Here is a 14,498-nt window from a genome sequence, read left to right as displayed (position 1 = left end):
ACTCCAAAAGAACATGTGTTCATTAAACCCCGTGGCCTGGCGCCTGTCACGACACCATCCGGATAAAATTGGCTTCCATTCAGGCCTGGTACAGATGCCCGCGAGCGTCCACTCAAGGTAGCGTCAAATCAGCGATCCTGCGCCATCCGCGTTTATCTCGCTCGGTAGACTGCTCAGGGTGCCAGTCGTTCCAGAATCCACTCGGCGCCCTGGAGGCGGTAGTTGAGGCGATCGTGCAGGCGGCTCGGACGGCCCTGCCAGAACTCGATGCGCTCGGGCAACAAGCGGTAACCACCCCAATGTTCCGGGCAGTGCGGCTGGCTGTCGCTGAAGCGTTGCTCGGTGGCCTTGAGCAAATCTTCCAGTTCGCCACGACCGTTGATGACTCGGCTCTGCGGCGAGGCCCAGGCGCCGAGGCGGCTGCCCAGCGGACGCACCTGATAATACGCGTCGGACTCTTGCGCCGTGACCTTGACCACCCGCCCCTCGATGCGCACCTGGCGCTCCAGGGTTGGCCAGAAGAAGGTCATGGCGGCAGACGGGTTGGCCGCCAGATGCTGGCCCTTGGCGCTGTCGTAGTTGGTGAAGAAGGTGAAGCCCTGCTCGTCCAGGCCCTTGAGCAACAGAATGCGGCAATGCGGACGACCGTCGGCATCAACCGTAGCCAGGGTCATGGCATTGGCTTCTACCGGCGCCTGCTCGGTTTTCACCGCATCGGCGAACCACTGGTGAAACAGCGCAAACGGCTCGGCCGGGGCTTGCGCCTCGGTCAAACCGTCACGGGTGTAGTCGCGACGCATATCGGCCAGAGCCTGGGTCATGGCGGATTCCTTTTCGTTAGCGGATCACTTTTTAGCAGCGTCGGCTGCGGCGACTTTCTTGTCGGTCGCGGCGGCTTTGGCTGGCGCAGTCTTTTTCGCTGGAGCCTTGGCCGGGGCCTTCTTCGCCGGAGCCTTGGCGGCGGTTTTCTTGGCTGGCGCTTTTTTCGCCGCAGGGGCAGCAGCTTTCTTGGCAGCAGGCGCTGGGGTGGCGGGTTTGGCCACTGGCTTGACGTCTTGCGCAGCAACCATCGTCACCGGCTTCGGCGCCGGCATGTTGTATTTGCTCAGCAGCGCGACCATGGTGTTTTGCGGCGTCACCAGCAGTTCGACACGACGGTTCAAGGCACGGCCTTCAACGCTGTCGTTGGCCGCACGCGGCGCTTCGGAACCCATGCCGCGCAGCATCAGGCGATCACGCTGCAAGCCGCTGAGGCGGAAGATCGCTGCCACCGATTGCGCACGTTCCTGACTCAGCTTGACGTTGGCCGGTGCGGCACCACTGGTGTCACTGTGACCGAGCACCAGCACCGCGGTTTTCGGATCGGCTTCAAGGATTTTCGCCACGCGAGTGAACGGGCCAAGAGTGACCGGCAGCAGCATCGCCGGGCGGTCCGGGTTGAACGAACCTTCGACCGGCGCCGTCACCACCAGTACGTTGTCGCGACGCTCGAGTTGCAGATTGCTGTCTTTCACCGCTTCACGCAGACGCGGTTCGTAGTCATCCAGCCAGGCCTGAGTCACCTTCGGATCCGGCATCGGCACGGCTTTGACGGTTGGCTGATCCTTGCCGCCGAACGGCCACCACCATTTGCCATTGGACTGCGCCTCGGCTTTGGCCACCTCGACCGGTTTGGCTTCAGGTTTGACCTCGGCTTTCAGATCAGCCTTGACCGCTTCGTCGCTGGAACCGAACGGCCAGTACCACGGGTTGCTGCTCTCAGCCTTGGCCACCGGCGCAGTCGCCGCAGGTTTCAGCGGAGCCGGGGCCGGAGCCGGATCTTTAGACGCAACTTTGTCGGAAGAACCGATCGGCCACCAACTGCCGCCATCTGCATCGTTTTTCGGGTTCTGTGCGCAACCGGTGATCGCTACACACAGGGCCAGGGCGAGGGTCTTTTTAGATGACATTGAAAATCCACAAAATGAAGTAATGAAAAATCAGAGCACTTTCGCCCGGATAAACAGCCGTTTTGAAACGAAAATCCCTTCGAGGTTCCGACCCTGGAACCTCTGTTGAAGCTTTACAGACAAGTGGCAAGCACCCGCGCCAGCTTTTGCGCGCGCGGATCCATCAAAACGTAAGGCCCTAGGGTATTTGTCACGAAACCGAAAGCCACATCGTGCTCAGGATCAGCAAAACCGATCGAGCCGCCCGCTCCCGGATGGCCGAACGCGCGCGGGCCGAGGCCGTAGGTGGCGTTAGGCACGTCCGGTTGATCGAGCATGCAGCCGAGGCCGAAACGGGTGCGCGTGAGCAAGGTCTTGTCGTCGCCAAGGCTGTGCTCGCGGGTCAGCTCTTCGAGCATCTCGCTTTCGAGCAGGCTGCCATCGAGCAGGCCGGCATAGAACCCGGCGAGACTGCGCGCGTTACCGTGGCCGTTGGCCGCCGGTTGCTGCATGCGTCGCCATTCCGGCTTGTTGGTGCTGGTCAGCACGGACGGCGGATTGGTGAAGGCGCGAGTAGTCATGGCAGTCGGTTCGCGCATGGTCACTTGCAGCAGGCGCTGCGCCGCAGCGTCGCCGGCGTTGCCCTTGCCACGGGCGATGTGCGCCACGCGGTGAAACTCTTCGTCGGCCAGGCCCACATGGAAATCCAGGCCCAACGGTTTGGCGACCCGAGCGACGATCGACTCGCCCGGCCCACGACCGTCGGCGCGGCGCAGCAATTCGCCGACCAGCCAGCCGTAGGTGATCGCGGCATAACCGTGACCGGTGCCCGGAGTCCACCATGGCGCTTCGGCCGCGAGGGCGTCGACCATGGTTTGCCAGTCGTAAAGGGCTTCAGGGGCGAGCAGTTCTCGCAGCGCCGGCAAGCCGGCCTGATGGCAGAGCAATTGGCGCAGGGTGACGGATTCTTTGCCGGCGGCGGCGAATTCCGGCCAGTAGCGGGCAACCGGGGCGTCGAGTTGCAACTTGCCTTCGGCCACCAGTTGCAGCGCGGTAACGGCGGTGAAGGTCTTGGTGCAGGAGAACAGGTTGGCGATGGTGTCGCTGTGCCAGGCTTCGGCGCCGTCCTTGTCGGCAGTACCGGACCAGAGGTCGAGGACGGTTTCTCCACCGACCTTGATGCACAGGGCTGCGCCGCGTTCCTGGGGATCGTCGAACAGTGCGGCGAAAGCCTCGCGCACCGCTTCGAATTGAAGCTCGTAATGTCCCTGAATCTGCACCCGCAACTCCCCCGCGAAAACGCTCTACAAAGTGGCCCGCATTGTTCCAGCCCTTGAGGGATTTGGGAACAGGCGCGGGCCAGACGGTTAAAAGCCAAATCAAAAGATCGCAGCCTTCGGCAGCTCCTACATGGGATCGCGTCCTCTGTAGGAGCTGCCGAAGGCTGCGATCTTTGTGGGCGTCACGCCTTAATGACCATTCCCCGAATGCCCACCCGCCTGTGCAGCCCCCGGCGCTTTGCCAGCCTCGGCCTTGCGCCCGCCTTCCACTTCCGCCGCCGGGGTTTTCTGCGCCTCCTTGCCCAACTGCTCCAGCGCCTGCAGATTGCTTTTACGCACCGCCTCGACAAAGCCCTGATACGGCAGGTCAGTGACCCCGACCAGACCGAAATGGCCGTTCTCGCCGTCGAGCAAGCGTCCGGTCACCGGCTGGTCGAGATACTGGAACCAGTGCACGCCGACAATCGATGGCTCGCTCAGTGCCTGATTGAGGAAGTTGGCATAGGCCGGGCCGCGATCTTCCTCCTTGGCCAACTGCGTCACGCCGCCCCAGAACGGCCCTCGGTCAGCCGAGCCGAAGTTGAATTCGGTGATCAGCACCGGCTTGTCCAGCGCCGCCAGTGCGGCGAAGTCGTAACCGTCCTGCGGCTTGAGCGTGTACATGTTGAAGCTCAACACATCGCAGTACTGCGCGCAGGAGGCCACGGCTTCAGGCGTACTGGTGGCGAAACGACCACCCAGGAGCATCTGGTTCGGCGCGTGCCATTTCAGCGAATCGGAAATGGTCTTGAAATAGGTATCGGCGAAGACCTTCTGGAAGTATTTGAAATCCGCTTCGATCTCCGGATGCTCCGGGTTCGGCAGTGGCGGCACGAAGCCTGGATCTTCCATCAACTCCCACGCCGGTAGCTCGATACCCCAGGCCTTGGACAGTCCGGCCTGATTGCGGTACTTGTTACGCAATTGCTTGAGAAAGGCGCGTTTGGCCGGCACGTCGGTGGTCATTTTCAACGTGCCGTAGGCCAGCGCGTAGCGAGCTTTCGGATCGTCGCCAGGGCCAGCCCAGGCCAGTTCGTTGTCGGCGTAATAACCGATCAGCCACGGATCGTCACGGTGATCGCGGGCGGCAATGGCCACGGCGCGCTCGGTGGCCATGGCGAAACGCGGATCGAACGGATCCGGCATGCCGCCCCACCAATCGCTGCCGGTGCTGATGCTGGTGTAGTCGCCGACGATCGACAGCGGCAAGGTGTACGGCACGCGCTCAGCGTCAGCCAGCGACGGCGCGCCCCAGTTGCCTACCGTGTTGAAGCCCCAGGCTTGCAGCCGATCGAGGGTATGCCGGGTCCAGCGTTCTTCATCAATTGTGGCTGTGCACGGGGCGGTTTCCTCGCTGGACGCTTGCACCGCATCGGTCTGCGCCGCTTCGGCAATACCGGATTTTGGCTCGGCAGGCACCGCTGCAGTTTCAGCAGCCTGCACCGAGCCGGCCTCAGCCGCGCCCGCCTTCGCCGCTTCGGCAATCCCGGCCTTGTTGTCGCTGTCGGCCTTGCACGGTTCGCCGTACAGGCGTTGCAGATTGGCGCCATAGAAGTCGTACCAGCGGCCGTTGCCGTAGCCACGCCCCTGATCGGCACCGTTGCCGCCACGGTTGTCGCCCTCGCCGAAATGCGCGGCCAGCGGGTCGTCGTTCTTCGGCAACGATTCGAACATGTACTCACGACCAGCCACGTAGGTCTGGTTGACCTGCGGGCTGACGGTGTTGACGCCCAGCGAATAGAACGGGTGGCCTTCAGGGGTCACCAGATACCAGCGGCCATCACGTTTTTCCGTGCGGAAGAAACCGCTGGCCTTGAACGCCGGGCCCTTGTTCCAGCCGCCGAACTTGTCCAGCGAAGCCTTTTCACGCTCGGCCAGCCATGTATTCAGCTGTTGCTGCTCTTTGCTGGCGGCGCTTTTCAGTTGCTCGTCGCTGCTGACTTTTTCCGGCCATTTACTGCGGGTTGACTGACCGTATGCGTCGACCAGATTACCGTACACCGCGCGCGTCACCGACTCGCCGTCCTGCACGCCGAAACGCTCGAGCAACAGGCTCTGCGCAACTTTCGGCTGATCCATCGACAGACTTACCGAAACCACCTGGCTGCGATCGATCTCGCCGGTGCTACTGGCCAGCAGGATGCGTTGGCCATCGACGGTCATCGGCATCGGCGGCCCGGCTTTCATGCCCTGGCTCAGCGGCGTCGACGCCACCAGCGGCACCAGCAAGGTTTGCGCGGGGCCAGCCGGCAGATCGACGCGGCTGACCAGGGTGCGGCCGTCGTTGCTCTGGATCTGCACATAAACCGTCACCGCCCAGTTCATCGCACTCTGCAGACGCAGAGTCATCATGTCGGACTGCGACCAGTCCCAAGCGCCGGTCTGCGGGGTCAGGCGCAAGGTCGGCCGGGCCACCGGGTTGAACGTCACCCGGCGCAGCACTTCGCCTTCCGCGGTCTGTTCGGCATTGGCCTGGGGCAGGTCGGCGTTTTCCGTGGCGACCTTGACCACGTCGGCCGGGCGTACGAAGTTGAACAGCGTCTGCTGACCGGCGGGCGCGGCCAGCAACGGCGCGGCAAAGATCATGGCGAAAACAGCGGGCAACGAACGGCAGATCATAAGAACGGAGTTCTCCCTAACGACCAGTCAAGGCCAGTGGAAAAGCGGTGGCAGAGAGATAGACAACGCGGCGGGCCAATCGGCCCACCCGCGTCTCAGGATATTTCACGTCGGAAAGGAGGCAACGCATTGAGGATCGCCTTGCCGTAGCGCTGGGTGACCAGACGCCGGTCGAGCAAGGTGATGGTGCCGCGGTCTTCTTCGGTGCGCAGCAGACGCCCGCAGGCCTGAACCAGTTTCAGCGAGGCATCGGGCACTGAGATTTCCATGAACGGATTGCCGCCACGCGCCTCGATCCACTCCGACAACGCGGCCTCGACCGGATCATCGGGCACCGAGAACGGAATCTTGGCGATCACCACGTGCTCGCAGTAGGCACCCGGCAAATCGACACCCTCGGCAAAACTGGCAAGGCCGAACAGCACGCTGGAATCACCGCCATCGACTCGCGCCTTGTGCTTGTTGAGGGTTTCCTGTTTCGACAGGTTGCCCTGAATGAACACTTGCTTGCGCCAGTCGCGGTCGAGACCGTCGAACACGTCCTGCATTTGCTTGCGCGAGGAGAACAGCACCAGCGTGCCACGCGACCCTTCGACCAGATCGGGCAGTTCACGGATGATCGCCGCCGTATGGGCAGCGGCATCGCGCGGGTCGGCCTTCAGGTCCGGCACGCGCAGCACGCCGGCATCGGCATGATGGAACGGGCTCGGCACCACCGCTGTGACAGCTTTTTTCGGCAGGCCGGCGCGCATGCGGAAACGGTCGAAAGTGCCCAGCGCCGTCAGCGTCGCCGAGGTCACCAGGCAGCCGTACGCGACGTTCCATAAACTGCGACGCAAGGTTTCCGCCGCCAGAATCGGGCTGGCGTTGACCTCGATGTCGAACAGCGAACCGCTTTCGGCCAGGGTCAGCCAGCGCGCCATCGGCGGGCTGTCTTCCGGATCTTCGGCGGTGAACGCGGTCCACAATTCCCAGTTGCCGGAAGCGCGGGACAACAAGCTGCCGAACAATGGATACCATTCTTCGGCCTGATTGCTGGCGATGCCAATATTGACCTCACCGTCCATGCCTTCCTTGAGCAGGTCGGTCAGGCGCTGGAACAGGTCGTTAAGGCGCGAATAGCCTTTTTTCAGCTCGATGCCCATCTCGCGCATGTCCTCGGGAATCACCCCGCCGACAAAGCGATGTCGCGGACGCTCGCGGCCTTCGACGTCTTCGCCGGGCTTGAAATCGGCGATCTGCTCGCACGCGGTGAACATGAACTGCTGCTGGGTCTTGATCTCCCGTGCCAGCTCCGGCACCTGCTCGATCAGCTTGCCGAGATCGCCCGGCAGCGGATGCTGTGCGAGCAGTTTGGTCAGGTTCTTCGCGGTGGTCTCCAGCCAGTCGGCGGTGGAGCGCAGGCGCGTGTAATGAGCGAAGTGGCCGATGGCCTTGTCCGGCAGGTGATGGCCTTCGTCGAACACGTAAATGGTGTCGCGCGGGTCCGGCAGCACGGCGCCGCCGCCCAGTGCCAGATCCGCCAGGACCATGTCGTGGTTGGTGACGATCACGTCAACCTTGCCCATGCCTTCGCGGGCCTTGTAGAAGGCGCACTGGCCGAAGTTCGGGCAATGACGGTTGGTGCACTGGCTGTGATCGGTGGTCAGGCGCGCCCAGTCGGCGTCTTCCAACGCGTTCGGCCAGCTGTCGCGGTCGCCGTCCCATTTATTGCCGGCGAGCTTTTCGATCATGCTGGTGAACAGCTTCTGACTGGCCTCGTCGACTTCGATCTTGAAGCCTTCTTCCTCGAACAACTGAGCGGTGGCGGTTTGCGCGTGGCCTTCCTGCAAGAGCATGTCGAGCTTGGACAGGCACATGTAGCGGCCACGGCCCTTGGCCAGGGCGAAACTGAAATTCAGCCCGCTGTTGCGCATCAGGTCAGGCAAATCCTTGTAGACGATCTGCTCTTGCAGGGCGACGGTCGCGGTGGCAATCACCAGACGCTTGCCGGCCAGTTTCGCCGTAGGGATCGCCGCCAGGCTGTAGGCCACCGTCTTGCCGGTACCGGTGCCGGCTTCCACCGCGACGATCGCGGGGTCGCCACTGCGCCGGCCTTCGTCATCGGTGTCGATATCCCCGAGGACCTTGGCGATTTCGGCGATCATCAGGCGCTGGCCGTAACGCGGCTTGAGGCTCTTGGCCTCTAGAAAACGCGAATAGGCGCCCTGGATCGTGGTTTTGAGTTCAGTGCTGATCATTGAGTGTCGGGCGCTGGAAACGCTGGATAAATTTTCAGTAGTTTGGTTCGGCGGCTATCATACCTGCCTAATCGATCCTGCGCAGAACGGAGTGCCCGAATGACACCTTTTAGCCTCGTTTACCCCCTGCATGTCCTTGCCGCTCTGGTGTGGGTCGGCGGCATGTTTTTCGCCTGGATGGTCTTGCGCCCTGCGGCTGTGAAGGCTCTGGACGGCCCCGCCCGCCTGACCCTGTGGGTGGAAGTGTTTCAAGGTTTTTTCCGTTGGGTCTGGGTCGCCGTGATCCTGTTGCCGATCAGCGGCGTGGGCATGCTGCATCTGCAGCAGGTCGGATTTGAAACCGCGCCGAAGTACGTGCAGGTGATGATCGGTTTGTATGTGGTGATGACGGCGCTGTTCATCCGCATTCAGGGGTTGATGCTGCCGGAGTTGCGCAAGGCGGTTGAGGCGAAGGATTGGCCGGCGGGTGCGGCGGTGCTGGGGCGGATTCGCCGGGTGGTGGGGCTCAATCTGCTGGTCGGGTTGGTGCTGGTGGCGGTAGCGGCGGCGAGACCGATGCTCTGAATCGCACTCTTGTTCTGCTGTGAACACAGTTGTGGCGAGGGGATTTATCCCCGCTGGGCTGCGTAGCAGTCCCGCTTTTGATTTTTAGAGCGGGGCCGCTTCGCGACCCAGCGGGGATAAATCCCCTCGCCACATAATTTCACTCACCAAAGATCTTCACTCACCAAAGCATTTATTGATCAGAGAGTGGGTCGCAGTTTTAGAGCCGTTGCACGGTAACCGAACCCGCCGCCCCCACCGGCCCAGTCTGGCCATCCGCACCGGCCTTGCCGTTCTTGCCGCCGTCAGCGCGGTACACCAGGCAGCCCTTGGATTTGCCGCCCTTCCCTGCTTTACCACCGACACCCGCCGGGCCGCCGGCACCGCCAGCCACGTTGACCTTGATCAGCTCTGCAGGGAAATCCCGTGGTACGGCGAGTCGCACCAGCGCACCCGGCGCGCCTGGCTGGCCATCGCTGCCGTCACTGCCATCGGCACCGTGGCCGGCCGAGCCATAGGTGCAGCCCGGATCTTCACCGTTGCCGCCGTCGAGGCCGACGAAACCCGGCGCGCCCCTGCCGCCACGGGCATCGACCGTCAGTTGCGGCGCGCTCAGGGCCTGGAATTGCAGATTCAGATTGCGCCCGGCCCGGGCCGCTTTTTCATAAGTGCCGGGGGCGCCGCGCGCGGTGATCTGGCTGCCCTCGCTCAATTCAGCGCGCTTGACCTTCACTTCCAGCGCTTGTTCAGCCGGAACGATAGCAATACGTGCTTCATGGCCCAGGCGCAGTTCATCAATGTTCAATTCAGTCACGTTGGACGGGATCAGCAAGGTGCCGTAATCGGCGACTTCCAGTTTCTCCAGTTGCAGCGTGCTGGTGGTGTTGGGCAAGCGCATCAGCGAATTGCTTTGCACGTTGACCACCTGCGCGCAGGCCAGTGGACTGATGAATGCAGCGAGCAGGCAGAGTTTACGCATGGGAAGAAGCCTCCGGAGCGGCCGGGGCCGGGATGGTTTGCAGGTGGAAAACGCCGAACAACAGGATGCGGCCACGATCACGCCAAGGGTGCGGACGGCCCTTGAGGCTGCGGTTGCACAGCAGCACTTCGAGGAGATGAATCACCAACAACAGAGCGCCGGCCAGATTGACCAGCAGATGCAGCGGATGAACAAACGGCACCAGTTGATTGGCCAGTACCACGCAGCAGAACAGCAGGGTCAGCAAACGCCCCAGCCCCCAGAACACCTTCATACGCTCCCCCGTGTTGCGAATTATTCTTTGCACGCACAGTACCGGCTTCTGCGGGGGATAAGCCAGAGGGAAAAATGAATTTTCTACAAACGCCGGGTAAATGGCTGCCGGGCCGATGATTTCGACCCGGCAGCTCTAGCCGGCGGACTACAGACCTTTCCTAACGATTGATATGCAGCTCGACCCGGCGATTTTCCGCGCGGCCTTCATCGCTGGCGTTATCGGCGACCGGCTCACTTTCGCCTCGACCCTCGCTGGTGAGCTTGTTCGGCGCCAGGCCCTGACTTAGCAAGTACGCTGCAACGCTGCTCGCGCGCCGCTCGGACAAAGCCTGGTTATAGGCGTCAGAGCCCTTGCTGTCGGTATGCCCGATGACTTTGATGCTGACCACGTCGGCATTGCGCAGCTTGTCCATCAAGGTGTCGAGCTGGGCTTTGGCCGCCGGGGTCAGATCGGACTTGTCGAAATCGAACAGCACGTTGCCGGCATCGCTCAAGGTGATCACTTCGGTTTGCGGCGCCGGTTCGACCGGTTTGACTGCCGCCGGATATTGCGGCAGCGGGCAGCCACGGTGATCGACTTCGGTATTTTCCGGTGTGTCCGGGCAGCGGTCGCGGCGATCGAAAACGCCGTCGCTGTCCTCGTCGCCATCCTGGGCGTAACAGATCAGCCCACCGGTAAGAATGCCCAATGCCGCGCCGCCACCGGCCCAGCCGGCGCTTTCAATGGCGCCAAGACCGCCGCCGACCAGGCCGCCAAGCAGGCTGCAGATCGGCCACGTACGTTGATTGAGGGGGGCGGTGCCATCGCTGTGAGTGGCACAACCGGTGAGCAAGCTGCCAAGCAGCAGCACCGGCAAGACGGACCTTGAGAAAAGACGCATTTGTGAACGCTCCTGTGTACCGGCCCATACCGGTTACACAGGAGTAAAGACCCGCATCCGCGACTGCACAAGCCGCGGATGCGAGAGGGGCTAGCGGACGATTTTGATTTCGGTGCGACGGTTCTGCGCACGACCATCAGCCGACTTGTTGTCAGCCACAGGCTGGCTTTCACCAAGGCCCGACACCGAAACGAAGCTGGCACGTGGCACGCCCTGCTGGATCAGGTATTCCACCACCGAGTGCGCACGACGATCCGACAGTTTCTTGTTGTAGGCATCGCTGCCGACACTGTCGGTGTGACCGGTCACGGTCAGTTGCGCGGTAGAGGATTCCTGTTTCAGGCGATCGGCGACCTTGTCCAGCACTTGCTTGTCAGGGCCGGTCAGCGTGGCTTTGTCGAACTCGAAATGCACATCACGAATGACGATGGTTTCCTCCTTGACCACAACCGCTTCTTCGACCACTGGCGCAGGCGTCGGTGGCGGGCAACCGTCAGCATCGACCTGCACGCCTTTAGGCGTACCCGGGCACTTGTCGCGACTGTCCGGCACGCCATCGCCGTCTTCATCACCATCACCGTGCACCCAGCAATAGGCCGCCGCCGTACCACCGACAATCAGTGCACCGTAACCGGCCCACGAAGCGCTTTCCGTCGCGCCGAGACCGGCACCGACCACACCGCCGACCGCCGCACAGGTCGGCCAGTCGGTTTTCTGCAAACCTGCACAACCAGTCAACACACTGGTTAGCAGAACCAAGGGTAATGCTGTCCGAACTATGCTCATCTAGTTTTCTCCTGAGGGATCGGCTTAAAACCGATTCAGGGAGTAAAGACCGGAGTTTTAATCTCCGCCAGCAATAGGCCACCGCTGTTTGCGACCGTGTTCACAGGGGTTTGCCTCTTTTGGCGAAAACCGCTGCCACCGGGCGCTTTGCCGACGCGGCCTGGCAGGCTAGTCTTGGCGGTCTGACTGAGGAGCTTCGATGAACGCCGCCATTTCTTCGCGCACGCCGCAACAGGCGTTGGCCGCTTTGCTGGATCGCTACGCCCCGGCCCGTCTGCTGCTGATCGGCGCCAGCGAATTTCCCGCCTTGAGCGCTTTCAAGGACGCGCATCCAGACACCGTGGTCGCTCATGCCGCGCCCGGCGCGTTGCCCGCCGAATTGGCTGCGCAACGCTTCGATCTGGCGCTGGTAGTCGATTGCCTGGAACATTTACCCAAGCGCGACGGCCTGAATCTGTTGGGCGGCATCCGCAATCTCAACGCCAGTCGCATCGCGGTGCTGGCGGATCTGGCCGCCAGTGGCTGGCAGGAAACCGATTTCTATTCGCTGGCACTGCAGGCCAGCGAGCGTTTTCAGCGCGACGCGCAGGTGCTGACCCTGTTCACCTACGATCTGCTTGACTACAAACAAGTCCCCGACTGGCTCAATTCACGCTTCTGGGCCAATCCGGAAAACTTCGGGAAATACTGGTGGTAATGCAATGAGTACAGCCATTTGCCCTTGCGGCAGCGGCAATCTGCTGGATGCCTGCTGCGGCCCTTATCACGACGGCCACCCGGCACCGTGTGCCGAAGCCTTGATGCGTTCGCGCTACAGCGCTTATGTGCTGGGGCTGATCGACTATCTGGTGGCGACCACCCTGCCCGCGCAGCAGGCGGGGCTGAACCGACAATCGATCAGCGACTGGAGTGCGCAAAGCACTTGGCTCGGCCTTGAGGTGGAAAGCTCGGAGGTGTTCGGCGGCCAGCCGGAACACGCTTTTGTGACCTTCACCGCGCGCTGGCATGACAGCCAGGGCGAGCACAGCCATCGCGAGCGCTCCTCGTTTGTGCAGAACGGCGGGCGCTGGTACTTCATCGATCCGACGGTGCAGATGAAGCTGGGACGCAATGACGGCTGCCCGTGTGGCAGCGGGCAGAAGTTCAAGAAGTGTTGTTCGGGTTATTTCGGCGCTTGAGCTGAAGATCAAAAGATCGTCCGATCGCGGCCCGAGCCTTCGGCCGCTCCTACACGGGATTAGCCGAAGGCTGAAATTTTTTAAGGTCTAGACTGGGCACAAAGGGAGTCAATTTCATGCTCGGTCGTCGGCGCGCACTACATTTTCTGCTGTTGATGCTGATCGTAAACCTCGGCGGCTGTGCCTCGTGGTTCAGCGACGACAGCGTCGAGCCCGCCGTGCATCTGGTGAAAGTCGAGGTGGTGCGGGCCAAACTGCTCGAACAGAAATTCATCCTGCACTTTCGCGTCGACAATCCCAACGACAGCGACCTGACCGTGCGCGGCCTCGAATACCGGATTCACCTGGCCGACATGCTGCTCACCGAAGGCGAGCATGAGCACTGGTTTACCGTGGGGCCCAAGCGCAGCGCTTACTTCAAAGTGCCGATCCGCACCAACCTGTGGCCGAAGGTCAAACAGGTGGTGAAACTGCTGAAAAATCCGAACCAGCAGATTCCCTATCGATTGCAGGGGGAAATGGAAACCGGTTTATTCATCGCCCACTACGTGCACCTTGAGCGCAATGGCGTGATAATCCCCGCCGATCTAACTCCGGAGTGACCTCGATGACCCAGCAACCCCATGTCCATGGCCCTGACTGCAACCACGATCATGACCACCATCACGATCACGACCATGGCCATGTCCACGGCCCGAACTGCGGCCACGCCCACCAGGAACCGGTGCGCAACGCCCTGAAAGACGTCGGCCGCAACGACCCTTGCCCATGCGGCAACGGCAAGAAATTCAAGAAGTGCCACGGCGCGTGATGTCACTGGCGAAGGTCTTCTTCGCCTGACACACCGCTTTCGCGAGCAGGCTCGCTCCCACAGTTGATCTGCACTCAACACATTTTTGTGAACCTGCGCAGCCCCTGTGGGAGCTGGCTTGCCAGCGATAGGGCGGCACATCCCTGCATTGATGTCGCCTGATTCACCGCAATCGCTGGCAAGCCAGCTCCCACAGGTCTATCAGTTGGCTGTCAGAATCAGGGCAGCACTGACCACCGTCGCATACTCCCCATGCAGATTCCCCAGCGACATCCCGTGCACCTCTTCAGCGGTACGCGGTGTGCCGAAATAATCGGCCTTGTCGAAGGCAAAACACGCATCCTCTAACACCCATGTGTCGAAACCCAGATTGCCCGCAGTGCGCGCCGTCGACTCAACCGAGTTATTGGTCGCCACACCAACGATGATCAGTTGCCCGATGCCAGCCTCACGCAACTGCGCCTCCAGCCCACTGGCACAAAACGCATCCGGCACCTGTTTCTGCACCAGCCATTCACCGTCCCGAGGGACAAAACGCTCTTGAAACTCCACTCCGTCCTGCTCGGGCCAGAACACCGAATCAGGCGAGCGCGACAAGTGCTGCACGTGGATCACCGGGCGCCCGCGCAGGCGCCACAGCGCCAATAACTCAAGCATGCGCTCTTCGGCCTGAGGATTATTCCGCCGCCCCAGACGCGGATGCAGGATGCCTTTCTGCTGGTCGATGATGATCAGCGCAGTGTTGCTCTGAAGCTCCATAGCGATCTTTCTCCTGACAGGGCACGGGACTTGTTCCGTAGTTCAACATCAGCGCTTTCCCACAAGCAACTGTCACACCTCTGACCGATCAGCCGACAACTGCATAAATAACCACTCGCCCCGCTTGCGCGGCTCTCGCGCCGTCACTAACGTAGCGGCTTTATTGCGCCCCCAGCCTT

General features: G+C 61.8%; 15 protein-coding genes. 5 read left to right on the top strand and 10 right to left on the bottom strand.

All coding sequences use genetic code 11. The annotated features are described in order from the left end of the window. Positions 1–173 precede the first annotated feature (173 nt). The 5 genes from pdxH to dinG all read right to left on the bottom strand — a co-directional run bounded on the left by pdxH (position 174) and on the right by dinG (position 8,106). Positions 174–821: a pyridoxamine 5'-phosphate oxidase gene (gene pdxH / locus D8U60_RS23210; protein ID WP_122698364.1), complete on the bottom strand. Its 648-nt coding sequence runs from the start codon at positions 819–821 to the stop codon at positions 174–176. A 24-nt stretch (positions 822–845) separates the two neighbouring features. Then, the gene (locus D8U60_RS23205; protein ID WP_130901027.1) at positions 846–1,949 is read right to left on the bottom strand and encodes an OmpA family protein; all 1,104 of its coding nucleotides are present in this window, start codon (positions 1,947–1,949) and stop codon (positions 846–848) included. Positions 1,950–2,062: 113 nt separating this feature from the next. Next, the gene (locus D8U60_RS23200; RefSeq protein ID WP_056783360.1) at positions 2,063–3,208 is read right to left on the bottom strand and encodes a serine hydrolase domain-containing protein; all 1,146 of its coding nucleotides are present in this window, start codon (positions 3,206–3,208) and stop codon (positions 2,063–2,065) included. Positions 3,209–3,397: 189 nt separating this feature from the next. Next, positions 3,398–5,866 carry a beta-galactosidase gene (locus D8U60_RS23195; RefSeq protein WP_130901026.1) on the bottom strand — a complete coding sequence of 823 codons (2,469 nt, stop codon included), beginning with the start codon at positions 5,864–5,866 and terminating at the stop codon, positions 3,398–3,400. A gap of 95 nt (positions 5,867–5,961) precedes the next feature. Next, the gene (gene dinG, locus D8U60_RS23190) at positions 5,962–8,106 is read right to left on the bottom strand and encodes an ATP-dependent DNA helicase DinG (RefSeq protein ID WP_024011911.1); all 2,145 of its coding nucleotides are present in this window, start codon (positions 8,104–8,106) and stop codon (positions 5,962–5,964) included. 99 nt (positions 8,107–8,205) lie between these two features. On the opposite strand from dinG, the gene D8U60_RS23185 reads away from it, so the two are divergent. Further along, positions 8,206–8,670, top strand: a complete 465-nt coding sequence (locus D8U60_RS23185; protein ID WP_016771373.1) for a DUF2269 family protein — start codon at positions 8,206–8,208, stop codon at positions 8,668–8,670. A gap of 199 nt (positions 8,671–8,869) precedes the next feature. Here the strand turns inward: D8U60_RS23185 and D8U60_RS23180 are convergent, their stop codons facing one another. The 4 genes from D8U60_RS23180 to D8U60_RS23165 all read right to left on the bottom strand — a co-directional run bounded on the left by D8U60_RS23180 (position 8,870) and on the right by D8U60_RS23165 (position 11,571). Next, entirely contained in the window at positions 8,870–9,628 is a 759-nt protein-coding gene (locus D8U60_RS23180; RefSeq protein WP_130901025.1) for a collagen-like protein, read from the bottom strand. Next, positions 9,621–9,902: a DUF1145 domain-containing protein gene (locus D8U60_RS23175; protein WP_130901024.1), complete on the bottom strand. Its 282-nt coding sequence runs from the start codon at positions 9,900–9,902 to the stop codon at positions 9,621–9,623. Before D8U60_RS23175 ends, D8U60_RS23180 begins: the two co-directional genes overlap by 8 nt. Positions 9,903–10,062: 160 nt before the next feature. Next, positions 10,063–10,785 (bottom strand): OmpA family protein, encoded by a 723-nt coding sequence (locus tag D8U60_RS23170; protein WP_122698368.1) that lies wholly within the window; start codon positions 10,783–10,785, stop codon positions 10,063–10,065. A gap of 90 nt (positions 10,786–10,875) precedes the next feature. Continuing rightward, complete coding sequence (locus D8U60_RS23165) at positions 10,876–11,571, bottom strand: OmpA family protein (RefSeq protein ID WP_016770616.1); 696 nt, start codon at positions 11,569–11,571, stop codon at positions 10,876–10,878. Between the two features lie 199 nt (positions 11,572–11,770). Between D8U60_RS23165 and D8U60_RS23160 the strand changes: the two genes are divergently transcribed. The 4 genes from D8U60_RS23160 (at position 11,771) to D8U60_RS23145 (ending at position 13,560) form a co-directional block, all read left to right on the top strand. Continuing rightward, on the top strand, positions 11,771–12,268 hold the full coding sequence (locus tag D8U60_RS23160; protein WP_071174595.1) for a DUF6231 family protein: 498 nt from the start codon (positions 11,771–11,773) through the stop codon (positions 12,266–12,268). Between the two features lie 4 nt (positions 12,269–12,272). Next, entirely contained in the window at positions 12,273–12,749 is a 477-nt protein-coding gene (locus D8U60_RS23155) for a YchJ family protein (protein ID WP_016770618.1), read from the top strand. A gap of 116 nt (positions 12,750–12,865) precedes the next feature. Beyond that, entirely contained in the window at positions 12,866–13,351 is a 486-nt protein-coding gene (locus D8U60_RS23150) for an LEA type 2 family protein (RefSeq protein WP_110600052.1), read from the top strand. 5 nt (positions 13,352–13,356) lie between these two features. Then, on the top strand, positions 13,357–13,560 hold the full coding sequence (locus tag D8U60_RS23145) for an SEC-C metal-binding domain-containing protein (RefSeq protein ID WP_003198420.1): 204 nt from the start codon (positions 13,357–13,359) through the stop codon (positions 13,558–13,560). Between the two features lie 201 nt (positions 13,561–13,761). Here the strand turns inward: D8U60_RS23145 and D8U60_RS23140 are convergent, their stop codons facing one another. Further along, positions 13,762–14,319, bottom strand: coding sequence for a cysteine hydrolase family protein (locus tag D8U60_RS23140; protein WP_130901023.1), 558 nt, complete (start codon positions 14,317–14,319; stop codon positions 13,762–13,764). Positions 14,320–14,498 lie beyond the last annotated feature (179 nt).

The sequence above is a fragment of the Pseudomonas sp. Sample_11 genome, assembly GCF_004307505.1.
Taxonomy (GTDB): Bacteria; Pseudomonadota; Gammaproteobacteria; order Pseudomonadales; family Pseudomonadaceae; genus Aquipseudomonas; species Aquipseudomonas atacamensis.
This window is presented reverse-complemented; position numbering and strand designations above follow the sequence as displayed.